At 55.3% G+C, this 25963-nt stretch carries 20 protein-coding genes; 9 read left to right on the top strand and 11 right to left on the bottom strand.

The window, feature by feature from the left end; all coding sequences use genetic code 11:
- Complete coding sequence (locus tag LPW13_RS07250) at positions 1-3186, top strand: efflux RND transporter permease subunit (RefSeq protein WP_230438774.1); 3186 nt, start codon at positions 1-3, stop codon at positions 3184-3186.
- Positions 3187-3296: 110 nt separating this feature from the next.
- Here LPW13_RS07250 and modC read toward each other — a convergent pair whose 3' ends face one another.
- From modC to LPW13_RS07225, 5 genes are all read right to left on the bottom strand, one after another.
- Complete coding sequence (gene modC / locus LPW13_RS07245; protein WP_230438773.1) at positions 3297-4457, bottom strand: molybdenum ABC transporter ATP-binding protein; 1161 nt, start codon at positions 4455-4457, stop codon at positions 3297-3299.
- Positions 4447-5139, bottom strand: coding sequence for a molybdate ABC transporter permease subunit (modB, locus tag LPW13_RS07240; RefSeq protein ID WP_230439166.1), 693 nt, complete (start codon positions 5137-5139; stop codon positions 4447-4449). Before modB ends, modC begins: the two co-directional genes overlap by 11 nt.
- 20 nt (positions 5140-5159) lie before the next feature.
- Entirely contained in the window at positions 5160-5987 is an 828-nt protein-coding gene (gene modA / locus LPW13_RS07235; protein ID WP_230438772.1) for a molybdate ABC transporter substrate-binding protein, read from the bottom strand.
- A 10-nt stretch (positions 5988-5997) separates the two neighbouring features.
- Positions 5998-6849: a mechanosensitive ion channel family protein gene (locus tag LPW13_RS07230; protein ID WP_230438771.1), complete on the bottom strand. Its 852-nt coding sequence runs from the start codon at positions 6847-6849 to the stop codon at positions 5998-6000.
- A gap of 180 nt (positions 6850-7029) precedes the next feature.
- A complete protein-coding gene (locus LPW13_RS07225; protein WP_230438770.1) occupies positions 7030-8040 on the bottom strand; it encodes a site-specific integrase in 1011 nt (336 codons plus the stop codon).
- Positions 8041-8241: 201 nt separating this feature from the next.
- Here LPW13_RS07225 and LPW13_RS07220 point away from each other — a divergent pair, with 201 nt between their 5' ends.
- Together LPW13_RS07220 and LPW13_RS07215 are read left to right on the top strand one after the other, a co-directional pair.
- Positions 8242-9312: a DNA-binding protein gene (locus LPW13_RS07220; protein ID WP_230438769.1), complete on the top strand. Its 1071-nt coding sequence runs from the start codon at positions 8242-8244 to the stop codon at positions 9310-9312.
- A gap of 55 nt (positions 9313-9367) precedes the next feature.
- Positions 9368-9877: an acyl-CoA thioesterase gene (locus LPW13_RS07215; protein ID WP_230438768.1), complete on the top strand. Its 510-nt coding sequence runs from the start codon at positions 9368-9370 to the stop codon at positions 9875-9877.
- Between the two features lie 44 nt (positions 9878-9921).
- Here the strand turns inward: LPW13_RS07215 and ccoG are convergent, their stop codons facing one another.
- Complete coding sequence (ccoG, locus tag LPW13_RS07210; RefSeq protein ID WP_230438767.1) at positions 9922-11286, bottom strand: cytochrome c oxidase accessory protein CcoG; 1365 nt, start codon at positions 11284-11286, stop codon at positions 9922-9924.
- A 118-nt stretch (positions 11287-11404) separates the two neighbouring features.
- Between ccoG and LPW13_RS07205 the strand changes: the two genes are divergently transcribed.
- From LPW13_RS07205 to LPW13_RS07180, 6 genes are all read left to right on the top strand, one after another.
- Complete coding sequence (locus LPW13_RS07205) at positions 11405-12811, top strand: aminotransferase-like domain-containing protein (RefSeq protein ID WP_230438766.1); 1407 nt, start codon at positions 11405-11407, stop codon at positions 12809-12811.
- A gap of 286 nt (positions 12812-13097) precedes the next feature.
- Entirely contained in the window at positions 13098-14738 is a 1641-nt protein-coding gene (locus LPW13_RS07200) for an acetolactate synthase large subunit (RefSeq protein ID WP_230438765.1), read from the top strand.
- A 93-nt stretch (positions 14739-14831) separates the two neighbouring features.
- Positions 14832-15767: a universal stress protein gene (locus LPW13_RS07195; protein WP_230438764.1), complete on the top strand. Its 936-nt coding sequence runs from the start codon at positions 14832-14834 to the stop codon at positions 15765-15767.
- Positions 15768-15895: 128 nt separating this feature from the next.
- Positions 15896-16936, top strand: coding sequence for a hypothetical protein (locus LPW13_RS07190; protein WP_230438763.1), 1041 nt, complete (start codon positions 15896-15898; stop codon positions 16934-16936).
- A gap of 209 nt (positions 16937-17145) precedes the next feature.
- Complete coding sequence (locus LPW13_RS07185) at positions 17146-18390, top strand: tyrosine-type recombinase/integrase (RefSeq protein WP_230438762.1); 1245 nt, start codon at positions 17146-17148, stop codon at positions 18388-18390.
- A gap of 163 nt (positions 18391-18553) precedes the next feature.
- Entirely contained in the window at positions 18554-18898 is a 345-nt protein-coding gene (locus LPW13_RS07180) for a hypothetical protein (RefSeq protein WP_230438761.1), read from the top strand.
- A gap of 51 nt (positions 18899-18949) precedes the next feature.
- On the opposite strand, the gene LPW13_RS07175 is transcribed toward LPW13_RS07180, so the two are convergent.
- From LPW13_RS07175 to LPW13_RS07155, 5 genes are all read right to left on the bottom strand, one after another.
- Positions 18950-19993: a hydrolase gene (locus LPW13_RS07175; protein WP_230438760.1), complete on the bottom strand. Its 1044-nt coding sequence runs from the start codon at positions 19991-19993 to the stop codon at positions 18950-18952.
- A gap of 57 nt (positions 19994-20050) precedes the next feature.
- Entirely contained in the window at positions 20051-20500 is a 450-nt protein-coding gene (locus tag LPW13_RS07170; protein WP_230438759.1) for a DUF411 domain-containing protein, read from the bottom strand.
- 25 nt (positions 20501-20525) lie between these two features.
- Positions 20526-21524 (bottom strand): L-histidine N(alpha)-methyltransferase, encoded by a 999-nt coding sequence (gene egtD / locus LPW13_RS07165; protein WP_268932688.1) that lies wholly within the window; start codon positions 21522-21524, stop codon positions 20526-20528.
- Entirely contained in the window at positions 21521-22909 is a 1389-nt protein-coding gene (gene egtB, locus LPW13_RS07160; protein WP_230438757.1) for an ergothioneine biosynthesis protein EgtB, read from the bottom strand. Before egtB ends, egtD begins: the two co-directional genes overlap by 4 nt.
- A gap of 173 nt (positions 22910-23082) precedes the next feature.
- Complete coding sequence (locus LPW13_RS07155; RefSeq protein WP_230438756.1) at positions 23083-25650, bottom strand: TonB-dependent receptor; 2568 nt, start codon at positions 25648-25650, stop codon at positions 23083-23085.
- Positions 25651-25963 lie beyond the last annotated feature (313 nt).

Here is a 25963-nt window from a genome sequence, read left to right as displayed (position 1 = left end):
ATGGCCGGTTTTTTTATTGATCGCCCGATTTTTGCGTGGGTGATCGCGATCGTCGTGATGCTGTTCGGCAGCCTCGCGATAACCAAGCTGCCGGTGGAGCGCTATCCCGATATCGCGCCACCAGTAGTATCGATTAATGCGAGCTACCCCGGTGCCTCGGCGAAGGTGATTGAAGATACGGTCACACAGGTGATCGAGCAGAATATGAAAGGGCTCGATGGCCTGATCTATATGTCTGCTACCAGTGAATCTACCGGCAGCGTAGGCATCACGCTCACTTTTGAGAATGGTACCGACCCGGATATTGCCCAGGTGCAGGTGCAGAACAAGCTGCAGTTGGCCATGCCGCTGTTACCAGAGCAGGTGCAGCAGCAGGGTATCACCGTGGGTAAAGGACGCAGCGGTTTCCTGATGGTCGCCGGCTTCGTATCGTCGGACGGCAGCATGGAAAAGGCAGACATTGCAGATTTCATTGTCTCCAATGTGGTCGATCCGCTGAGCCGTGTACCTGGTGTGGGCAGCGTACAGGTATTTGGCTCCAAGTACGCCATGCGAATCTGGCTGGACCCGAACAAACTCGATGCCTATACACTGACACCGTCCGACATCATCGCCGCCGTGCGTAATCAGAACCAACAGGTGGCGATCGGCAGCCTGGGGGGGACCCCGGCAATCGACGGTCAACAGCTCAATGCCAGTATTACCGCCCAAAGCCGCATGCAGACGCCGGAAGAGTTCCGCAATGTGGTTATCCGGGCAAATACCGATGGCTCCGTACTGCGGTTGGGTGATGTGGCGCGGGTAGAGCTCGGTGCGGAGAATTACGCCAATATTACGCGCTACAACCGCGCACCAGCGACCGGTGTTGCCATCTCATTGGCCACCGGTGCCAATGCGCTGGATACCTCACAAGCAGTCAAAGCCAAACTGGAAGAATTGAGCCCCTTCTTTCCAGAAGGATTGAAAACGGTCATTCCGTTCGACACCACACCGTTTGTGAAGGTATCGATTGAAGGCGTAATGCACACGCTGATTGAAGCGGTAGTGCTGGTATTCCTGGTAATGCTGCTGTTCCTGCAGAACCTGCGCGCTACCGTTATCCCGACCATTGCCGTGCCTGTTGTCTTGCTGGGAACATTTGGTGTGCTGTCGTTGATGGGGTTCTCCATCAACATGCTCACTATGTTTGCCATGGTACTGGCCATCGGCCTGCTGGTGGACGACGCCATTGTGGTGGTGGAGAACGTCGAGCGGGTGATGCATGAAGAGAAGCTTTCGGCCAAGGAAGCGACCAAGAAATCCATGGGCCAGATTACCGGTGCCCTGGTGGGCATCGGCGTGGTGCTGTCAGCGGTTTTCGTGCCGATGGCATTTATGGATGGCTCCACCGGGGTGATCTATCGCCAGTTCTCGGCGACTATTGTTGCAGCGATGACTTTCTCGGTACTGGTGGCCATCGTGCTTACCCCAGCACTGTGTGCAACCATGCTGAAGCCCGGGAGCCACGGTTCCACCAAGGGGTTTTTTGGCTGGTTTAACCGCAATTTTGATCGCGGTGCGCAGTCCTATCAGCGCGGCGTGCGCGGGATTCTCGCCCGCAGCGGGCGCTTTATGGGGATTTTTGTATTGCTGGCCGGAGTGATGATATTCCTGTTCATGCGGTCACCCAGCTCCTTCCTGCCGGAAGAGGATCAGGGCGTACTGTTCTCGCTGGTGCAGACGCCAGTGGGGGCTACCCAGGAGCGCACCATGGAATCCGTGAAGAAACTGGAGGATCACTTCCTCAATAACGAAAGTGATCTGGTGGAATCCGTATTCTCTGTCCAGGGCTTCAGTTTTGCCGGTAGTGGACAGAACAACGCCATGGCGTTTATCAAACTGAAAGACTGGGATGATCGGGAAGAGGACTCCGAGTCTGCGAGTGCGGTAGCCGGGCGTGGTATGGGTGCGCTGAGCCGGATCAAGGATGCGATTGCCTACGCGTTCTCACCGCCTGCGCTGCCTGAACTGGGTACGTCCGCCGGTTTCTCAATGTATTTGAAGGACAACGCGAACCAGGGGCACGAAGCACTGATCGCCGCGCGTAACCAATTGCTGGGCATGGCAGGGCAGAGCCCGCTGTTGACCGGTGTGCGTCCGAACGGCCAGGAAGATACGCCGCAGTTCAAGCTGAAAGTGGACAATGCCAAGGCTGCGTCTCTCGGTGTATCCATCGGTGATATCAACAGCACCCTGGGCGTTGCGTGGGGTGGCCAGTACATCGATGACTTTATCGATCGCGGCCGCATCAAGCGTGTTTACATGCAGGCTGATGCACCCTATCGAATGGACCCGGAAGACTTCCGCCTGTGGTCCGTGCGCAATAGCAATGGTGAGATGGTTTCCGTTTCTTCTTTTGCCACGTTCGATTGGGAATATGGCTCACCGCGGCTTGAGCGTTATAACGGCGTGCCGGCAGTGCAGATCCAGGGGCAGGGTGCACCTGGCGTCAGCTCCGGAGATGCGATGGCGGAAATGGAACGGCTGGTAAGCCAGTTGCCAGAAGGCTTCGGTCTGGAATGGACTGCTCTTTCCTATCAGGAGCAGCAGGCGGGCTCTCAAACCGCGCTGCTGTACGCGTTGTCGATCCTGATTGTATTCCTGTGTCTGGCAGCGCTGTATGAAAGCTGGACGGTGCCCACCGCGGTACTGCTGGTGGCGCCACTGGGTATTCTCGGTGCAGTGCTCGCGAGTAACTTGCGCGGTTTCGACCGGGATATCTATTTCCAGGTGGCGATGCTCACCACGGTCGGTCTGACCAGTAAGAACGCGATTCTGATTGTGGAGTTTGCCAAGCAGAATCTGGAAGCGGGCATGGAGCTCATTGAAGCCACCATGCACGCCGTGCGCGACCGCCTGCGCCCGATCATCATGACCTCGCTGGCATTTGGCCTCGGCGTACTGCCGCTGGCTCTGGCCACGGGTGCTGGTTCCGGTGCGCAGCAGGCCATTGGTACCGGTGTACTGGGCGGCATGATTGTGGGCACGCTACTGGGGATTTTCTTCATCCCGCTGTTCTTTGTGGTGGTGCAGAAGCTGTTTGGTGGCCGCAAGGCTGCCGCGGAGCACGGTGATAATTTTACCGACTCTCTCGCGCTGGAAGGCGCGAAACCTGAACGCAAAGCATCCGAAACGGATCCCGCGTAATCAGTCAGATGATCTTGTAAACCTTGGCCGGGTCTCGCGAAAGCAGCCCGGCCTTTTTTATGCCTGTTATTTGTCGAGAGGCTGAACTGGGGAGTTGGACAAGTGGCGAGTTAACGGACGATGGCCACAGACTTGATCTGTGCCCAGACCTCGCTACCCGCCTTGAGGTTCAGCTGATGGCAAGAGCGGCGGGTGATTCGGGCGATCAGACGGGTGCTGCAGTCCGGGGAATCGGTGTCACTGTCACGTGGGAGTGGCTTCAATCGCACCAGTAACATTGCCGGGTCACGGTCGGCGGTGATTTCCTGAATGCGCACCGGTAGCCGGTTAAGGATGCTGGAGGCAGTATCTTCCTGCAGTGTCAGGCTGAGATCCCGGGCGAGTACGCGCAGTCGAATTGGAACGCCGAGCGCCTCTCCGGTATCTCTCAACCACAGTTTTCCACCGTCAAAGTGTGCCTGGATCAATTGCCAATGTTCGTCCCGATCACAGATGCTGGCTTGAAGCAGTACGCCCAGATCATCTCCCATCTGAACGGGAAAGTCCTCGCGGGACAGTAGCTCGTGTGTAGGGCCCTCATTCACCAGCTTTCCGTCTTCCAGCAGCAGCAGGTGGTCGGCCAAGCGTGCAATTTCATCGATGGAATGGCTGACGTAAAGGATAGGAACCTTCAGGCTTTGGTGGAGCCTCTCCAGGTATGGGAGAATTTCACGTTTGCGCGGTAGATCCAGCGATGCTAATGGTTCATCCATAAGCAGCAGTCGCGGTTTGATCAGCAATGCACGGGTGATGGCTACCCGTTGCTGCTCACCACCGGAAAGTGCCGCTGGCGACTGTTCGAGCAAATCGCCGATACCCATCAGGTCGATGATCTGCTGGTACTCCTGGTCGCTGACCGGTTCAGTGGCGCGTTTACGCGCGAACTCCAGATTTCCGCGCGCAGTCAGGTGGGGAAACAGGCTCGGTTGCTGGAATACAAACCCCAGTGGACGGCGATGCGTGGGCAGGCTACGGTGGCCGTCTTGCCAGGTATCGCCATTGATGGTCAGTCGCCCATTCGGACACTTTTGCAAGCCTGCGATACAGCGCAGCAATGTAGTTTTGCCCGAGCCAGACGGCCCGAAGATACCGGTAACCCCGGATCCCGGCACGGAGAAGTTGACGTCCAGAAAAAACGCATTGGAGCTCGTATGCGCGTGAGCACGGCGCAGTGGCAAATGGAACTGGCCGTGGATGCGATTCCGCGTTTCCGTCGCTTTTTCATAGCCCATAGCGCAGCCCCGTAGCAGACTTGCGCTGTTGTAATCGATACAGCAGCAATAACACGGCAAAAGAGAACAGGATCATCGTCGCCGATAACCAGTGGGCCTGGGTATATTCCAGGGCTTCAACATGGTCGTAGATTTGTACTGAGGCAACCCGTGTTTCACCGGGAATATTGCCGCCGATCATCAAAACCACCCCGAACTCTCCCACAGTATGAGCAAACCCCAGCACTGATGCTGTGAGAATGCCGGGCTTTGCCAGTGGCAGGGTCACATGCCAGAAGCGATCCCATGGGCCTGCACTTAAAGTGGCAGCAACCTCCGCTGGGCGTTTACCCTGGGCTTCAATAGCATTCTGAATTGGCTGGACCACAAACGGCAGGGAGTAAAGCAACGAGGCAACCACCAACCCCCAGAAAGTAAAGGGCAGAGTGCCAAGACCCAATGCTTCAGTCAGTTTACCCATTGGTCCTGAAGGTCCCATGAAAAGCAGCAAATAGAATCCGAGTACAGTAGGAGGAAGGACAAGGGGGAGCGCTACCAGCGCACTGACGGGTCCCTTGAGTCTGGAGCGCGTACTGGCGAGCCAAAGAGCCAGTGGTGTGCCCAACAATAAAAGCAGCAGGGTAACCGTTGTGGCAAGTCGCAGAGTGAGCCAGATGGCGGCAAGGTCGGCACTACTCAAAATTGTCGGTCTCTATCTATTTGTTATTCTGGCTCGATTGTGGCTCGATGAGTGGAGACATCGTAGCCAAAGCGCCGGATGATGGCCTGCGCTTCCGGGCCTTTCATATACTGCCAGAAGGCATCCATTGCGGGTGAGTTTGTCAGCTGAACAGCGTCCTGTCGAACCGGGGCGTAAAGGTCTTCCGGGACCAACCAGGCGGACCCTCTTGAAGTCTGACCGTCACGGGTAATCTGAGACTGCGCCACCAGGCCCAAGTCCGCATTCCCTGTGGCGACAAACTGGTATGTCTGCGCGATGTTTTCGCCCTGGACCCAGCGCGCGCGCGATGTTTGCACCAGATTCAGGCTTTCCAGCACTTGTACCGCCGCTGCGCCGTAGGGGGCAAGTTTTGGGTTGGCGATTGCGAGTTTATTGTAATCGTCCCCTGCCAACACCTTGCCCTGATTATCCACGAACCCCGGTTTTCGCGACCAGAGTACCAGTTTACCCTGGGCATAAGTAAACCGGCTTTTTGCATCTGCAAGACCTTCCTCAACCAGACGGAAGGGCTTTTCCTGGTCTGCGGAAAAAAAAGCCTGGAAGGGGGCGCCGTGGTTGATCTGGGCATAGAGTTTGCCCGACGAGCCAAAAGCGAGGTGCACTTTGTGCGTACTTTGATCTTCAAAACTTTGCGCAATTTCACGCATAGGCGCGGTAAAGTTGGAGGCGACAGCAATCATCAGCTCTTCGGCAGATACAGATATCGCGATGGAAAAGCCGCTCATTGTCAGTAGCGTCGCTAAGAAATGACGTGCATACTTCCTTCCAGCACTGACTCCAGGTGTATCTAAAACCACGCTAACAGTCATTTCCGGCTCCTCAGAGTTGCTCTGTACGCACTGCATCCTCGGGCTTTCCATACCAGAAGCGATAGTAGTCCTCAGTGACTTTCTGCTCGATGTCGGTAGCCTCTTCCCTGGGACAGAACAACGTAACGGTGAGGACATCGTGCCCCAACTCGTTGGTGGTGACGGCGATTTTGGGTTCGGTACCTGCCAGCTCAACCCCCATGCGATTCTCAATCAATTTGCAGTACCGCTCTGCCACATCCCTGAATGAGTCGCAGTGTTCCAGTACGCGCTCAGTGATATGGGATTTGGCCGCAAACGGGTTCTGACCTTTGTTTTCTCGCACAATGGAAAAGCTGTGCTCGATATAGCGGCGCATAAAGTTCAGGTTTTTTACCGGCTTGGTGAAGAACGCGCTATTGGGAACGTACAGCGTTGTTCCGGTATAGCCGTTGCCAAGTCCATGGGGGTCGATTTCCAGCAGGGTCGTGCTGAGCCAGTTGTTGTCGATGACCTCGCCAAACTCTTCGCCAATTTTGACCCAGTCGCCCACCGTAAAGGAGCGCATGCTCGCCTGATAGATACCGCCTACCAGGCAGCCCACGACATCGCGCAAGGCAATCACAATGGCCACAGAAAATGCGGCGATGGAGAGCGCGAAGTCCCGCAACTCGGAAACCCAGATGACAAACAACCCCACCACCATCAACAGGTTGCTGAAGTTGTGTACTGCGTGCACCCGGCGGCGAATATCCTGCCGCTGCCAGCCTGACTTGCGGAACAAAGTGGTCAGCAAATAGCGGACCAGCAGGATGCTGGCTACCAGCAGCAGGCTTTGAGCGAGCTTGTGTTGTGACAGTTCTTGAAGCAACTCAGTGGGCATTGATTGGGATCCAGCTTTTCATAGCCTGAGAAGAGAAATGCGAGGCCAGAGAAGGATAGACCGATTGCAGGTCTAATTGAACCTCTTATATGGACCACTTCCTGGTCTACGCCAATCGACTGAGACACCGCAGGCGCAGACATGAAAAACCTGAGGGTTTCCACATGCCCGAATAGAAGCTCACAGAAGCCCCGCCATCTTCTCCATCAGTACATTGGCGGCATTCTCAGTCAGTTGTTGTCCCTCTTCGATGTACTCCCACACCGTGGCGTCACTCTTCCAGCCGCCTTGTTTCTTGATCAGCTCAAAGTCGACCTTTTCTCGTGCGGCAGACGTCGACAGGCCGCGACGAAAGCTGTGGCTACTGAGGTCCGCCACAAAATCAAAGTTGCAAGCGTTACCAAGCTGCTTCAGCAGTGTATTGACTGACGCTGCCGATAGCGGGTTGGGTTGCACCTGACCCCAGCGGTTTATCGCGCGAAATATCGGGCCTTCGGTGATGTCGGCAGCGTCCAGCCAGGCTTTCAGGGCGGTGCAAGGACAAACACGGCGGTCGCCGTAGGGGAGGGCGCGAGTGAGACCAAAGCCTTCCTGGTCAGTTTTTGAGCGCGGGAGGCGTACCAGCAGGCCGTCTTCATCCCAGGTGAGGTCAGAGACCTGAATGGCCACCAGCTCGCTGCGCCGGAAGGCGCCAAAATAACCCATGAGCAGTATCGCCAGGTTGCGCAACGTCTGAAGGCTTTCCGGCTGTTGTCTCAAATAGCTTGTCATGCTGGCGATGTGCTCAAGACGCAAAGCCTTGGCCTTTCTCTTTGCCGTTCCGTGGGTGCGGCGAATCCCTTGCATTGTTTTTTGTACCACCGGCTCCAGGACCGGGTTGGCAATCTGCTGATATCGATGCCACTGGCCGATTGCCGTCAAATGCAGGGCCAGCGTGCGCGGGTTCACTCTTTCTGCCTGGTCGAGCAGGTAGCGCACGATAACCCGGCTATCACAAGGCAGCCGACCTCCCCATTTTTCGAACTGGCGAATCGCCGAACGGTAGGCCTTGCGCGTGTTACCGGATGTTGCGGCCTGCAGGTATGTCTGCAGTTCCGTTTCCCGCTGCACGGGAGAGGTGCTGGTGGTGGCAGCTACCTGATTTACCGGGGTTTGCTGTGTTGGATTTTGTGTGACGTTATTTTTGTCCATAGCCAGTCTGTGCAATGTCGAATTTCGTACCGGGAGATAGATGATCAGTGACTGCGCATCAAGTATAACCTGCGATAAGTTTGATTATCGAAGGTTATAAATGAGAGATCAACAGCTGCTTTAAGATACAAATATTATGTAATAATACGTAACATGTAATACGGTACAAAATAATCAACAGGATACATTCAGGGAGACCTCATGGCGCGCACCGGAGTTGGGTATATTGATATCGTTAACGCGGCAGAAGCACTTAAGGAGCGTGGAGAAGAGCCCACGGTCGACAGGGTTCGTACGGAGCTGGGTACCGGGAGTAAAAGTACGATTGCACCGCTATTAAAACGCTGGCGCGCAGAAGCCGAAGGTGCCAACGTGGACACGGGTGGACTACCCCGAGAATTGGTGGATGCGCTCAAGTCGCTGTATGAGAGCGTACAGGCGCAGTCGGCGCAGGAAATTCAGCAGGCGCGCGAGGAGTGCGAGGAGGCAGTGGGCAACCTGGAGCGCGAGCTTGCTCAGGTAAAAAGTACGCTGTCCGAGCGAACCCAGTCCCTTGAAAATGTGGAGCAGAAGTTGCAGGCATCCACAGAGGAGGGAGAAGAATTACAACGACAACTGAATCAGGTGCGCTCCGCGCTGGAGAAAAGCGAGTACCAGCGAGAGGAGGGGAGTGCCCGCATCGTTGAACTCAAGGCTGCCGTGAGCGAGCTTAAGGCCGAAAACCGGGATGTTCGCGAGCATTTCGAGCACTACCAGCAGCGGACTGCCGAAGACAGGCAGCAGGAGCGGGATCAGGCGCGACTGGCCGCCGAGCAGGCGCGCAGCCAAATGGCCAACCTGAGTGACCAACTTGCTCTGACCAATCGCAAACTGACAGAGAGTGAAGCGCAACTGGAGCTCGAACGGCAACGTATCCGCGAGCTCGATGGCGAGCGACAACACTGGCAAGAGCGGGATTCGGCCCACAAATCAGAGATAAAGGCGCTAAAGGGCAGACAAGCAGACTTGCAGCGCCAGCTTGAAGAGAAAACCACTGAGCTCGCCAGTGCGCAAGACAAAGTCTCTGCGCTGCAAATGAGCCACGCATCCGCAATGCGCGAGGCCGAATTACGCGAGGCGGCGGCGAGTAAGCTGGAGGCGGAGCTGCACGCTGCACGAGAAAGGCTGGAGTCCATACAGGATGAAAACCGGCTGATCCTGCAGGAAAAGGCGGTATTGCAGGGGCAATTTACGCAACTGGAGCGCTCGCTGAACACTGCTGAGGCCGACTAGGCAGAAACTCAAGAACATAGATCGAACCTCCTTAGGCAATTAAAAAGGAAAGCATATGGAAGACTGTCGCGAACACCAGCTCAGTATGAGCATCCTGATGACGCCGGACATGGCGAACTTTACTGGCAAAATTCATGGCGGCGATTTGCTGTCTTATCTCGACAAAGTGGCCTATTCCTGCGCCAGTCGCTATGCGGGCTGCTATGTGGTGACGCTGTCGGTGGATCGGGTGGTATTTCGCCAGGCCATCAATGTCGGTGAACTGGTGACCTTTCTGGCATCGGTCAACTACACCGGCAACACGTCGCTGGAGGTTGGGATCAAGGTCATCACCGAAGACATTCGAACCCGCGTCGTGCGTCACACCAATAGCTGCTATTTCACCATGGTCGCTCTGGATGACGACGGTAAGCCCTCGCCAGTACCGCCGCTGAAGCCAAAGACGGTGGTGGAGAAACAGCGCTTCGAGGCTGCCATGTTGCGCCGCAAGTTACTGCACGAGCAGGAAGCCGCGCACGATGCGATCAAGCTGAAAGTGCGCGGCGAGAATGCAGTGTCTGACTAATAGAGGAGAGGTATTTCGTGGTCAACGCCTTCGTCTAACCGCTCTTAAGGGTGGTTACCCGGGGCGAGGAATGTGGTTTTCTTTGCGGTCGAGATCGATCCCCCTTGAAAACTGAAGGTCAAATCCGTTTTGGCGAGATCCGGGTTGGGTGCGCATACTCGATAAGGTATCCAGGTTGCGCTATCGATTGCCAAGTCAATTTTTTGGGGGCCGCGCATCTTATAATGGTCGAGGCCCGAGATTGAGACATCGATGAAACGTATTTTTTCATTGAACCCCTCGACCTTGAGCTGGTAAACGTTACAGACGGTATCCTGATTCACCTGCCTGTAGGTCGCACTGCGGTCACGCCTGATCTCGACCAGCAGATCTGTGGTTCCAGTAAAACCGTAAATAACGGCAATGAAGGCGATTGCCGTGACTGCGCCATAGCCAGTCAGGCGTGGGCGAAAAGTGCGAGCCTTGGTGCCCTGAAGCTCTGTTTCAGACGCGAAGCGAATTAACCCTTTTGGTCTCTCCACTTTTTCCATCACGCTGTCACAGGCATCGATGCATGCCCCGCAATCAATACAGGCGGCTTGCAAACCATCGCGAATGTCGATGCCAACTGGGCAGACCTGAACGCACAGGGCGCAGTCGACACAATCGCCACTGTTAGCGATTCCCTTCCTTCGGTTTGCTCGTGGCTCTCCGCGCTGGATATCGTAGCTGACTGTCCGTGTATCATTGTCGAACATGACCCCCTGGAAGCGCGAATAGGGACAGGCGTGCAGGCAGATCTTCTCCCGAACCAGGCCCGCATTGGCATAGGTCAGGCCGGCCATAATCGCCAGCCAGCCGGCAACAGCCACTGATAATTCCAGTTGCAAACTGTCCGCTACAATTTCTCGAATGGGAATGAAGTAACCTGTAAATGTGGTCGCCGTCACCAGTGCAAACAGAATCCACAGGAGATGTTTGGCGATCCTGCGCAGCAGCCGTAGCCCCCTGAGAGGCTGACCATCCTGCTTTGTCCTCTTGACCGCGTTACCTTCGATCACATCCTCAATCCGGATAAACAGCCAAGTCCAGATACTTTGGGGGCAGGCAAAGCCACACCAAACACGTCCCCAGGCGACAGCGAGAAAGAACAGTAATGAAGCTCCGGCGATCAGGAGCCCGGCAAGCAGGGAGAGATCGCGCCAGGAGAGGGCGTTGCCAAACAGAAATATACGGCGCTGCTCAAATGAGAACAGCAGCCAGGGTTGACCGTCAAACTGCACCCACACCAACCCGAAAAACAGCGCAATGAGGGGCCAACTGATCAGTCGCCGCAGATTCTGAAAGCGCCCTTTCGTGAGCCGAACGTGAAGCTTTTTGTCATGATTAAACGGAGGCGTGAAATCCTGTACTACTGGGATTTTTTCCATGGTGACTTTTCCGCTAGAGATCTGATAGGGCCACAGGTTACGCGGATACAGTCGATAGGGTCAGGCATAATAAAAATAAATATAATGGGTACAGATTAGTTGATTGAGGGGAAAATCAGTGACTGGGGAATTCCGCTACCAGCAGCTGGAGGCCTGGCTGTTACAAGGCCTCAGGGAGCAACGATGGCGCCAGGGGGAGCGGCTGCCATCTATCCGGACCCTGTGCCGGGAGCACGGGGTATCCAAGGCGACGGTACAGCACGCGCTGCAGAGGCTGGAGGCCCAGGGGCTGGTGGAGGCGCGCCCCAAGGCGGGTCATTTTGTCGCGCCGCAGCCGGCGGCAGTCGCGCAACCGGTCGCTCGGGCGCGGATTGAGGCTCCCAGACCGGTTACCGTCAGCGATCTGTTGCTGGATATCATGAGCAGAAGCGCCGCCTTCGACCTGCTTCCCGACCTGCATACTGGTGAACTCCCGCCCGGCGTCGTCGCGCTGAACCGTTCGATCGGGCGGGCGCTCAGGCGTCAGGACGGAGAGAGCTTTCAGTATTACGACGAGCCCGCCGGCGATCGCGGCTTGCGCGAGCAGCTGTCGCTGCACCTGGCCCGGCGTGGCTGGAGGGCCGATCCAGAACGGCTGTGTGTCACATCGGGCTGCCAGAATGCGCTGTTTCTGGCATTGATGGCGTGTTGCGAGCGCGGTGATGTAGTCGCTGTCGAATCGCCGGGTTTCTATGGCGTCATGCAGTTAATCCAACAGCTCGACCTGCAGGTGGTCGAGGTGCCCACGTCCAATGACAAGGGCATGGATATTGACGCGCTGGAGGAGGTGCTGCAGCGGTGGAAGGTGAGGGCCTGTGTTGTGTCTCCGGCATTCGCAACGCCCGGTGGCACCTTGATGCCGGATTCCGCGAGAAAGCGTCTGTTGGCTCTGGCCGAGGTGCACGACCTGGCCGTGATTGAGGACGATATCTATGCCGATACATCGCTCGGCCCGGTACCCGACCCACTCAAGGCACTGGATACCGACAATCGGGTGATACTCTGCAGCTCCTTCTCCAAGTGCCTATCCCGCGACCTGAGGCTGGGGTGGGTTTCCGGAGCGCGCTGGCATGGGCGTATCCTGCACCTCAAGCTGGTGACCCAGCTGGCCAGTAGTCGCTTTGTGCAGCAAGGGGTGGCTGAGTTTATGGCGGACGGCGGTTTCGCTGCACACTTGCGCCGTCAGCGCACCGAGTTGCGGGAACGGCGCGATCGCCTGATTGCGCTACTGCAGGCCTGGCCCGCCGGTGTCCGGGCGAGTGTGCCGCAGGGCGGGCTGGCTGTCTGGGTCGAGCTGCCGGGTGCAGTGGACACCCTGGCGGTTTATCCAGAGGCACTGGAACAGGGGGTGGTGATTACACCCGGCCCCCTGTTTTCCGCGTCGGGCCAGTTTAAAAATTGCCTGCGTATCAGCTTTGCTCACCCGTGGAACGGTGCGCGTATAGCGGCACTTGATCTATTGCCGCAGCTCCTGCTCCAGCGCTGATGCTTTCGGGGTGCTTCTCTCTGCGCGGTTATTTCTGAGATCAACAGCATCCTCAGTCAGCCTTTACCCAGGGGTGGGTTTCGCGAATGGAAGTCAGTGGCAGTACAGTCCAGGGCGAAGCAGCCGTGGAAACACTTGCCGGATCGGCTAACCTGACGGTGGGCAACGCGTTCTAGCATCTGCGCCGGGCTGAACCGTGTCGCAGTGGTCCGGATATACTTGAAACAATGCGGCTCCTGGAACATCCTCGATTGGTAATTCAGCAGTCACTTTGCGGGGATTTTAAATGAAAGCATCGGATTTGTTTGTGCGTGCCCTGGAAGCGGAAGGCGTCGAGTACGTTTTCGCCATTCCCGGGGAGGAAAACCTGGATCTGCTTGAATCCCTGCGCGGCTCCAAGATCCAGCTGGTGGTTACCCGCCACGAGCAGGCAGCGGGGTTTATGGCCTCAACCTATGGCCGACTCACCGGGAAGTCCGGTGTGTGCCTGTCGACCCTTGGGCCCGGTGCCACCAATCTGGTAACGGCTGCTGCCTACGCGCAGCTGGGTGCCATGCCGATGGTGATGGTCACCGGGCAGAAGCCCATCAAAAGCTCCAAGCAGGGGCAATTCCAGATTATCGATATCGTCGACATGATGCAGCCGCTGACCAAGTTCACGCGCACCATCGTCAGTGGCGACAACGTGCCGGCCCATGTGCGTGAGGCTTTCCGGCAGGCGCAGGAAGAACGCCCTGGCGCCACCCATCTCGAGCTCCCGGAAGATATTGCACGCGAGCGTTCCAGCATGCCGGTACTGGAACCCAGCTACACCCGTCGCCCGATTGCGGAAGAGAAGGCGATCCGACAGGCGGCAGAAGCCATTACTGGCGCACGCAAGCCACTATTGCTGATCGGCGCCGGCGGCAACCGCAAGCTGACCGCCAAAATGCTGCGAGAATTTGTTGAAAAGCTGGGCATTCCAGCGGTTACCACACAGATGGGGAAGGGCGTGATCGACGAATCCGGCCCGCATTTTATTGGCAATACCGCACTGTCCGATCACGACTTTGTCCACCGCGCCATCGATCAGGCGGACCTCATTATCAACGTCGGCCACGATGTCGTGGAAAAGCCTCCGTTCTTCATGCGCCCCGGTGGCGCCGAAGTGGTACATATCAACTTTAGTTCTGCCCAGGTAGATCCGGTCTATTTTCCGCAGATTGAAGTGGTAGGGGACATTGCCAACAGCCTGTGGCAACTGAAAGAGCGGCTGGAACCGCAGAAACACTGGAGCTTCACCGATGCGCACCGTATCCGCGATGCACTGCAGCAGCATATCCGTGATGGCTGCGTCGATGACAGCTTCCCGATCCGTCCGCAGCGGCTGGTCAAGGAAATCCGGGATGTAATGCCAAAAGACGGTATCCTCGCCCTCGACAACGGCATGTACAAAATCTGGTTTGCGCGCAACTATCCCGCGCACTCCCCAAACTCCGTATTGCTCGACAATGCGCTCGCCACCATGGGCGCTGGGCTACCATCAGCTATGGCAGCCAAGCTGGTATTCCCCGAGCGCCAGGTGCTCGCCATCTGTGGTGACGGCGGTTTCATGATGAACTCGCAAGAGCTGGAAACCGCGGTGCGCCTGAAGCAGGATCTGATCATACTGCTGGTGCGGGACGACGGCTACGGCATGATCAAATGGAAACAGAAGCAGATGGACTTCGACGATTTTGGACTGGAGTTCGGTAATCCGGACTTTGTTGCCTATGCGGAATCCTACGGTGCAAGTGGCCACCGCGTTGAAGCCACCGCCGAACTGAAGCCCCTGATTGAGAAATGCAGTAAAGAGGGTGGGGTGCATCTGATTGATGTGCGTGTGGATTACTCCGATAACGATCGAATTTTGAATCGAGAGATTCGCGAGTTATCAGACAAGCTTTAGGGCACCTCATTATTAAATTGTTGTAGGTGTAACCGTTCCGATGCCGTCTTCACTACGATTAATGTGAGAACCTCAGAAAGCAGGGCCTGTGATATGAAGAATTTTCATAACATTCTGTATGTCAGCCACGCCACCGGAGACGAGACGGCGGGGCTGCTGCAGGCGCTCGCTATCGCGCGCAACAACAGTGCGGCAATAAAAGTCCTGGTGGTTTGTCCAGAGATGCCTGAGGGGTTTGAAGAGTTTAACCAAGCCTGTACAGGAGCGCTGGAAACACGAGTTCGGGAGTGTGTCGCTGTGGTGCGTGAACAGCTCAATCTCACGGAGGAGCAGCTGAATGTGGACGTGGAAGTGGACTGCGGCAGTCGGCCGGCGGAGCGGGTCATCAAAAGAGTGTTGAGCGAGAGTTGCGACCTGGTAATCAAAAATGTTGAGGGGCACACCCATGACATAGGATTCAAGGCCATGGATATGGAGCTTCTGCGCAAATGTCCCTGCCCGGTTTGGCTGTGCCGGCCGATATCCAGATCTCATAGTGAAATTGACGTGGCGGTGGCTGTAGATCCCGAGTGCGCGGAAGAGAGTGCCCGTGACCTGGCGGTCCAGCTGTTGTGCTGGGCCCGCGAGCTCGCAGATACCTGCAGCGGTGAATTACATGTGATCTCCTGTTGGGACTACGATGTGGACACGTACCTGAGGCATAACTTCCCCATCAGTGCCTCAGACGAAGAACTGGACAGGGCCACCGAAGCCGCTTCTGCAAAGCATCGCGCCAAGCTGGATGCTTTGATCCAGGCTTCCGGTATCGGCGGTAAGTTGGATATCCACCATGAAATCGCAAGTCCGGATCGCTTTATTCCAATGCTGATCGATGAAAAGAAATACAACATTCTGGTGATGGGCACAGTGGGTCGCACGGGGATTCCCGGCTTTATCATGGGCAACACGGCAGAGAACATCCTGCAGAAAGTCAGCTGCTCTCTACTGGCCCTGAAACCCGGTGACTTCATTTCTCCGATCAAAAGCTGAAGTCTGGTATTGGAGCGGGGGCGAGAGAACATAGGTCTTATCAAATGCTCGGCTAGGAGTATGCCCCTGCCGGGCGCCCCTTAAGGTCCAGGATACTCATAACTTGTAAACCCACTGGGTTGGAAGCAATGAAGATGTTTAGTAGTAGACTTTTTTGGTTCTTCGTGTCCGCCGTTGGTGCTAGTTCTGCTTATTACATTTGGACTTCGACCGAGACGTCTGAATATCCACAAGTAGAGGTAAATCAAGTAAAGGGAAAAACAGGGACAGCTGTTCCCCCTGAAAAGAACGAAGAAAAAATAAAATACGGAACGGTTTTTGGTGAGAGTATTGAATCGCGGAAACTCCCAAAGGAAAAAGCGCGATTGGTAATTGATGTTTACGGCCAGGTTGACGTCAAGGGTTATGAAGACAATTGGTGTGCCACTCAAGAACTTACTGAGGAGAGTCACGTATCGGCTAGCTCGGAATGGAATGAGTGGCTCCGAGGGTTGGGGTATGAGGCTTTTGGAATCCAGCGCAGGCCAAACTCCACAAGCTATCAATATTATGATTTACCAACGTTGAATACCCTGGCGAAACAGGGGGATTTGCAGGCAATACACCAACTCTTGGAGCGTCCAGAGGTCGGGCAGGACGAAAAAAAATCTTTGGCCTACCATGCACTGGTTTACGGTGCTACGACGTCGATAGCCGAGTTTGCAACGGCGTCATATCCCGATCTTTCCCACTTGATCAAATCTGGGAAACCTGAAGCGGCGAAGAACTTAGTGATAGAGCAGCTGGCCTGGGAGGAATACGCTGCAATGAGGGGAGATCATATAGCATTTAAAGTAGGGATAAGAGGCTATCAGGAGCGTTTGGAACGATTTGGTAATACCTTACGGCTTAACGATAGTGATCTAGCTATGATTTCCTCAAAGGCGAATGAACATCTTAATGCCATAAACATGAAGCGTTCGGAATTAGGGTTGGGAGAATTACCTGAATCGCCAAAATATGCAAAAAAAGTGTTTGAAAGAACCGTCGGAGAGGTGTTGAGTGAAGGTTATGAAGAAAACTATGGCCGAAAGTTTTTGCAAACCAACGAATGCATCGATAAACATATCGAATTCTTTACCAAGCTCAGGGAGTCCAGAGAGGAGAGGCTGACGGCCAGTAGCGAATAACTGGAGAGGAACACATTTTTGATCAGGCTTGTCAAACTGGCCAGCAAAATTCGAGAGTTTCGTCAGGGGGGGCTGCTGGTCATTTTACCGCAGCCCCCGCGCAGCAAGGGCTCTCACTATGTCCGATACGGTTTAGTATTCGACATAGTGGCTCTGAAGCTTTAGAATGGGTTTTCCGCTGAAATCCCGGACTTCAGGCACCTTTTACGATGGCAACTCCCAAACCCGTTCCATTATTTCCGGCTTATGTTGAGCTGAAAAATCTCCGCTTTAGCGACTATCCCGATCTGCAGGCATTTATGGATTCCGGTGCATCCTGGTGGATGGATCACTGGCGCTGGGGTCAGGAGTTTCTGAATTACACCGGCCGAAACAAGTCTGAACATACCTTTACGCGGTTCCGTAACGAAACCGAGCGCTTTCTGCTGTGGTTATTCCTGGTCAAATCCAAGCCCATGGATCAGCTGCGCAAGGCAGACATCCTCGAGTACGCGGATTTCTGCTGGCAGCCGCCGGTGACCTGGATCTCACTGGTGAACTGCGACAAATTTCAGTTCAACAACGGTTACTTTGTGTTCAATAAGGCCTGGGCCCCATTCAAGCTGAAATTGCCCAAAAACAGCCAGTCTGACGATACCGTTGCGGACAAAAAGAAGTATCGGCCCTCGCAACAGACGCTCACGGCGACATTTACCGGCATTATCGCTTTCTACAAGTACCTGATGAATGAGGAGTATCTGTACGGGAATCCGGCGCAGATTGCCAAATCGGATTGCCGGCACTTCATCAGGGATGCCCAGGTGAAGGAAATCCGCCGCCTGACAGACGCCCAGTGGCAATATGTGTTCAATGTTGCCCAGGATATGGCGGATGAAGACCCGGTTTATGAACGCACATTGTTCATTATTTGCGCGTTGAAAACGCTGTTTTTGCGGATCTCCGAGCTCTCCGAGCGTAAAAACTGGACGCCGATCATGAGCCACTTCTGGCAGGATTCCGACGGCAACTGGTGGCTGAAGGTCTTTGGTAAAGGACGAAAATTACGGGATACCACGGTCCCCCCGAGCTTTATTCCGTATCTCAAGCGCTACCGGGCGTATCGGGGGCTGAGTCCGCTGCCTTCTGTGGGTGAGAACCACCCTATTGTCGAGAAAGTTCGTGGCCAGGGCGGCATGACATCCCGACAGCTTACCCGCATTGTGCAGCAGGTTTTTGACCGGGCCTACGACGCCATGCGCTCCGCCGAAGGGGAAGACAGTGCGCGCAAGCTGAAGGAAGCTTCCACCCATTGGCTCAGACACACTGGCGCCAGTATGGAAGTGGAACGTGGTCGCGCGCTGAAAGATCTCTCCGAGGATCTGGGCCATTCGAGTATGGCGACGACAGATACGGTCTATGTGCAGACAGAGAACCGGGTGCGTGCTCGGAGCGGTAAAGATCGCGAGGTAAATTAGCACGTCAGCTAAAAGCGTTTTGCGCCTCAATAATTGTCGTGTCCGGCAATCGCAACAATCCCGCAAAAAGTTGTCGCGAATTACCTGATTCTGGCGTGAAAAGCACTAGGGAAAACGCGTGCTCTCCATTAGCATGCGCCCTCTTTTTTGAGGGGGGACAATCATGACTGCAAGCATGACTACAGGAGAACAAATTTTTCACGCTATTGAGCGGCTTTCCGTTGCGCTATCCAGTTGGGATGAATTCAAGTCTTCATTGAAAGACGCATTTATCAGTGAGGGCGCAGAGTACCAGCTTGCGGAACAGCTCGTTGGCATTATTGATGAACATCTGAAAGCCAATCACGGAGGCGATTACCACCTGAGCCTGGTTCGGTTGATTGCCAGATACCGTGATTCAGAGCCGGCTATTCTGCAGGACGACGCTGCGACCACTGCGCTCCATCAATACATGTCGTTCTATGTTGATGCGTCTATTCCCGAGCCTGCATACGCAATCAACCACTGAGCCGAAAGTAAGCCAAAAGATAGAAGTTTTACTGCGTTGGTTATTGTAATATTATTGACTGCAGGTGAGCCCTGTTTCCTGTAAAAATTCCGGTATCCGACGCTCCAGCCAGTACTCCGGCCGCCACAGGCTACCGGCAATAAACCCGACATGGCCGCCCTGCTTGCTGATTTCGAGCATTACGCTCGAGCTGATTTCACTGGTTTCGGGAATCGCGCTGGGACAGACAAACGGATCATCCTCGGCGTGAATGATCAGTGTCGGCCGTCGGATATGCTTCAGGTATGGTTTGCTGGAGGCGCGGGTGTAATAGTCATCCACGCCATCAAACCCATGCAGCGGCGCGGTGAAATAATTATCGAAGTGTCGAAAGTTACTGAAAAAACGGGGTTGGTCGAGCGGAGGCATCTGGCTCGCCAGTTCGGCGTTGCGGGCTTTACTGACCAGGCTCTGCTGCAGGCTTTTAAGCAGGTGACGCTGATAGACGCGGGAGAATCCCTGGTTCATTCGCCTGCTGGAGGCATGCAGGTCGAGTGGCGCGGACACGGAGACGGCGGCACTTAGCGGGCTATCGTCACCATCTTCCCCCAGCCATTTCAGTAACACGTTGCCACCCAGTGAGTAGCCCACGGCAATCAATGGTGTTTCGGGAAGCTTTGCTTTGAAATGCTGTGCCAGCCAGCGTGGATCTTCCGTTTCACCACTGTGATAGGCCCGTGGAAGAAGGTTTGGAATACCGCCACAACCGCGGAAATGCATCACGGCCACCTGGAGCTTTTCGGCAAGCAGTGCCTGCATAATCCCCTGCATATAGGGTGACTCTACCGAGCCTTCGAGACCGTGCAGAACCAATACAATGGGAGAAGCTGGGTCGTTCTTCAGCGGTGCCGGCGTATGCAGGGCAATCCGGTCTCCGTCGGGTGTGTCCAGCCACTGGCATTGCGTAGGTATCCAGGGACGCGGGCGATGGTAGCGGGGGAATATCGTCTGTAAATGACAATTTCCGAGACCGATCGCCGGGGTGAAGTGGTGACCACCAGAGGCACTGGCGGGGGTGCTGGGGCTATACTTGCTGGATGTGGGCTTTCTGGACATGACGCATCACTACTACGGGGTCGCCTCAGCCTAACGATCTCACGCGTGCAATGCCAGTCAACTTTTCTCTGGGGCGTTGACGGTTTCGTACAAGCGATATTCCCCATCACGCATGATCAGAAATACGTTGTAGGGCTTGAAGTCTTTTCCTCTGTACATGCCAGGGCTTCCCTCCGGCATCCCCGGTACGGCGAGGCCGATGCCCTTTTTCGGTGGGTTGGCGAGGAACTTGCGAATCAAGCGCGCGGGTACATGGCCTTCAAAGACGTATTCGCCCTTCCATACCCCGGTATGGCACCCCTGCATCCCCTGGGGAACCCCTTTCTGCTGCTTGATCTCGGCTGTATCCAGACCATTTTCACTGGCAACGGTAAAGCCACTTTGCTCCAGATGTTTGATCCATTCCTTACAGCACAGACAAAACGGTGACTTGTAAACCACCATTGCAGGCTGTGTTGCCGGGCTGTCAGCCAGAACCTGCGGTACAAACAGGCAAGCAACCAGCATTGATCTCAGTGTATTGGACCAGGTCTTAAAAAATTTCTGCGTAACAAATGACATAGTGATTGTTGGTATCCGTCCAATAGTGTTTTTGTTGGAAGCCTGCCTTATTCAGCAGGGAGGCGAGAGACTCCAGTGTGTACTTATGGCTGTTTTCTGTGTGGATGGACTCGCCTTCCAGAAATGGAATGGACAGGTCGGCAACCCGTACTTGCTGGTCTTTGAGGCTGACCAGGTGCATCTCTACACGCTGGCGCAACGGGTGATAGAAGGCCCTATGGGAGAAAGCATCCAGATCAAAGTCTGCGCCCAGTTCACGGTTGATTCGGCGTAACAGGTTTTTATTGAATGCTTCGGTAACATGGCGATCATCGTGATAGGCGCGCTCCAGAACGACCGAATCTTTTACAAGGTCGACGCCCAGTAAAAGACCATCTCCCGGGGCCATTTGCGCGGCGAAATGTTGGAGCAGGTTCTGCGCCTGCTGATGGGTAAAGTTGCCGATGGTAGAGCCCGGAAAGAACACCACTTGTCGATTGCCGGGTTCCTCGTCGCCCCACCGATCCATCTGTGTGAAGTCACCAATAACGGGCCTCACCAGAAGCTCCGGCTGGGAAGCTTCAAATCGGGCCCGTGCACCGAGCAATATTTCCGGTGATATATCGATGGGGATATAGGCCTCCGGGGACTCCATTATTGCCAGTAGCGGTTCAGCCTTTTCGCAATTGCCGGCACCCGGTTCGATCAGCGTGACACCCGTGCCCAGCTCTTTGGCTATATCCGGAAGATGGCTGGAAAAAATCTCTGCTTCAGTGCGGGTCAGGTAGTAATCTTCCAGTTCACAGATCTGCTCGAAAATTCTAGAACCGGCTTCATCATAGAGATACTTGCACGGCAATGTTTTTTGCGGAGCCGTAAGCCCGGCGATGACATCCTTTGTGAACTCATTTGGTGGAGTCCCCTCTTCTGGTCCAACAGAGGAAGGGTTTTCTTTCGCTGATACGGGAGGTGTCTGCAGTGCAATATTCAATCTGGATCTCCTGCCAGTCGAATGCCGGTAAATTGCCAGGCCTGATGCGGGTAGAAAAAGTTTCGGTAGCTGATACGGATATGACTGGCGGGCGTTACACAGGAGCCGCCTCGCAGCACCATCTGATTACACATGAACTTGCCGTTGTATTCGCCTACGGCATCAGCACTGGCACGAAACCCCGGATAAGGAAGATAGGCGCTGCCCGTCCATTCCCATAGATTGCCGAGAAACTGGGGTTTACCGGAGCACTCTGCCGTGGCTTGATAGAGACGCTTCTCCAGCATATTGGCATCTGCAAGTGTGTCTGGCTGGCGGTGGAGCCAGGCTGCCACCTCCCATTCAAATTCCGTCGGCAGGCGCATGCCTGCCCAGCTGGCGAAGGCGTCAGCTTCGTAGAAGTTTACGTGAGATACCGGGGCGTCCAGTTCGAGGGGGTGTAGTCCTGACAGGGTAAACTGGTACCACTCCCCTTCCCGCTGCTGCCAGTACAAGGGGGCGTGAATATTGTTTGAGCGAACCCACGCCCAGCCATCGGATAGCCACAGCCGCGGTTCCTGATAGCCTCCTTCTTGTATGAATTCCAGGAACTCACGATTGGTAATCAGGCGGGATGCGACTCGGCACTCCCTGAGATATTGCTGATGTGGAGGTCCTTCATTGTCGTACTGAAAATCTGTGCCGTACTGAAAAGCCGTGCCATCACCACCCACGGTATAAGTGTCTTCGGGGACGCGTAGCCAGTTCAGCGCGGTCGTTTCAGATAGCGGCTCCCCGTCATTTTGTGTATCGCTGTAAGCGGGCAATAGCGGGTTGCACGAAAACGCGTGCTGAATGTCAGTAAGCAGCAGTTCTTGATGCTGTTGTTCGTGATTGCCGCCCAGTGTTATCAGTGCTGCAATCTCCGCGGGGCAATCGCCCTCCGTCAGTAATTGCTCGATGGCGCGGTCTACGTGTCGCCGATAGTCGTAGACCTGGTCGATATCCGGGCGGGAAAGCAGACCGCGCTGGGGGCGGGAGAAAGGCTGGCCGAGTGAGTTGTAGTAGGAGTTGAAGAGATGGTGGAACTCGGCATCGAAAAGTCGATAGCCCGGCTGGTAGCGCTGCAGGATAAATGTCTCGAAGAACCAGCTGGTATGCGCCAGATGCCATTTGGTGGGGCTGGCGTCCGGCATGGACTGCAGCTGCATGTCTTCTGCACTGAGAGGATCTGTCAGCTTCTCGGTCTCAGCGCGGATATGCTGATAGGCGTTTAGCAGTGAAACGCGCTCATCGAGGGGCAGATCAATATAGGTAGAGGAGGCGTCTACAGGGGAAACTTCTGCAGACGCGGCGTCCGCCGGGGTATCTGTAACCTCTGATCCAGCCTGCGTAATCAGATTCATTCCTGAGCCTTGCTAACGGCGACAAGTGTTTTTGATCATACCTGCATTGTGGTGGATTCCCATGAACGTGGGGCAATAGTCGCGGAAATAGGTGCCAGGAATTGTGTCAATTTACGCACAGATACAAAAAAGGCCAGCAAAGCTGGCCCTTTTGTGGATTGCAGATGACGCAATCAGAAGCGAACGGTAAAGTCTGCTCCATAGGTGCGGGGCATAAAGCGCCATGCGGGGCTGGCACCGATGGCGGCACCGGTACCGCCGTAACCACCGGCGATTTCTTCGTCGGTTACATTCTGCACCCACAGGGCCGCAGAGTAACGGTCGGAAGCGCTGTTCCAGCCGGCACGCAGGTTCATCAGCTGATAATCCGGAATGACGCGGGCCGGATCACTGATGGAACCAACACGCTCGTCGGTCCAGTTGTAGTCGCCGCGCAGAGTTACGTCACCACCTTCAGCCAGAGCCCAGGTGTACTCGGCCATGATGTTGAACTTGTTCTCCGGAGTGCCGACGCGTGGCTGACCTACCCGGGAGTGTTCCTCTTCCGTCTCACCGATGGATTCGATGATCTGGTAGCGAGTGTACTCGGTATCCAGCAGGGAGTAGTTACCGGCAATAAACAGGTTGTCGGTTGCCGCCCACTGCACTTCGATCTCAGCGCCCTGCCCTTCGGCATCGGCGTTGCGCAGGTAGTAGTTCGGGATGGGAGCACCGACCAGGTCCAGCTGTTGCAGGTTGTCGTACTCGTAGGCGAATACCGACGCGTTCAGGCGCACACGGTTGTCGAACAGGCTGCTCTTCATACCGATTTCGAGGTTGGTCACGCTCTCCTGATCGAAGGACGGATCAATACCCGGTGCCGCACTGAAGCTGTTGAAACCACCCGCCTTGAAGCCGTCAGCGAGAGAGACGAAGGTCATCACGTCATCGTTCCAGCGGTAATCCAGTACGATTCGGCCTGAGAGGTCGCTCCAGCTGTCGTCCAGCTTCTGGTCCAGATTGGCAATACCGTTGTTGTTGAACGCCATGCCGAAAGGAATCTCGGCAATTTGGCCGGAAGGCAGCGTGATAGTAGTTAAGGGGTTACCATCCGCATCAACCAGATACACCGGACCGCCTGCAAGCGCGATTGGTAGCGTATTCTGGTACATGCTTTCGATAGTGAAATCTTTTTCATCGGCGGTATATCGTGCGCCGACGGTCAGATCCAACTTATCGGTAAGGCTCCAGGTCGCATCACCGTAGATGGCGGCAGAGCGGTAGTCACCGGTATTGGTAACGGATTCGGTCCAGGGGGTGTCTGCCATCACCCAAGGCGTGATCCCCGCCATCAGCTGACCGATCATTTGCTCGCGATGGAGCATATCGGCGGTAACGCCTTCGGCTCCCAGTTGCTGAAGCAGTGCATCAGCCTGACCAGATTGCACCATCAGGTCATAGATGAAGGTAGATACCGCAGCACCTTCCATGCCCGCAGCAATCATCTGCTGGCGCTGAGCATAAGCGGCTTCTTCGAGCTGGGTTGTGCTCAGCCCCATGCCATCAAGCTCTGCTTTTACACCTTCATATACCGCAAAAGATTCCAGAGAACCGGCGGTGAAGTATGCATCGGTAACGTGCTCCAGCTCTTCGCGGGAGTAGGAAGCACCCAGGGTCCACTTCAGGGTGTCAGTGAATCCGTTCAGGCGGAATTCCTGAGAGAATTGGGTCTGGTCGTCGAAGTTCGCGGAGCCGAACATGTAGTCCGGGTTGGCGGTGCCATCTTCGTCCTGCTGCAGGTGAGCATCAAAGCCACGGTACGCGGTGATGGAGGTGAAGGTGAAGTCGTCGAAATCGTGGGTGACACTGAGGGAGGTGCCCCAGGAATCCCGGTCTTCAATGGTTGGCGTGTCCAGCGCGTAGTCACCAAACACGTCAGTGCCGCCAGCTTCCGCCTGCAGGGACGGAACGATGGAGGTACGCAGTGCACTGCCCTGATCCATGATGCCGTAGTCGGCGCGCCACAATACTTCGGTGGCTGCAGTCGGTTCCCACAGCAGGGATGCGCGATAGGTCTGGGTATCCTGGTTGCCTGCGGTAAAGCCGCCGGCGAGGTTGTCGGCAAAGGAATCGCGGCGGTTGGTGGATGCAGTAAAGCGACCGTAAACATTGTCGCTCAGTTGGCGATTCAGTAGCAGGTCGGTAGACATGCGACCGTAATTACCGGCGGTCAGGTTCAGTTCTGTGGTGTCGTCAGCTTGTGGTTTCTGACTGATGATATGGATCGCCCCGCCGGTGGCGTTACGACCGAACAGTGTGCCCTGGGGGCCTTTCAGTACCTCGACACGTTCGATGTCCGCCAGCGGAATTTCCGCGCCTGCGCCACGGCCGGTGTAAACGCCGTCTACATATACGGCTACTGCGGGGTCGGAACCTACGGTGAAGTCACCGGTTTCGATACCCCGGATACTGTAGGTGGGCTGCAGCGGCGTGTCGTTGTTCATCTCAACGCCCGGGGTAAATTTACCCAGGTCGGTAAGGTTCTTGACCCCCATCGCCTTCATGCTGTCGCCGGTGAAGGCAGAGATGGCAATAGGTACGTCTTGCAGGTTCTCCGCACGTTTCTGAGCGGTTACTACGACTTCCTCGATTTCTGCGGCGTATACCGTGCTACTCAGGGCGGTAGCTACAGCGATAGCGCCGGAAAGCGCAGAGAGGTTGAAGGGTCGGTTTTTAACGGACTGATCGGCGTTGTGCATCATCGCGTCCTCGCGGTTGTTGTTATAGAAAAAGCGTGATGGATATGTGTTGTTATTAATAGTTATGTTCGGACATATTACGGGGACATTTGTCCCAAAGAAAGCTAGTTGTGACTTTTTTATTGTGACCAGTCAGTTTTCTTGCCGAATAATGTGAACTGTGATGCCAAATTGGCGTTTAATACTACTGCCGTGTGCGCAATATGACCACACTCTGTCCCCTGGTAACCAAATATTGACGCTGGGGCCGTATAAACTAAAAACCCCTTTGCGTCCCAAAATAACAGCCACCAAGGTAACGTCGAGAAATACCGTA

The sequence above is a fragment of the Microbulbifer celer genome, assembly GCF_020991125.1.
Taxonomy (GTDB): Bacteria; Pseudomonadota; Gammaproteobacteria; order Pseudomonadales; family Cellvibrionaceae; genus Microbulbifer; species Microbulbifer celer.
This window is presented reverse-complemented; position numbering and strand designations above follow the sequence as displayed.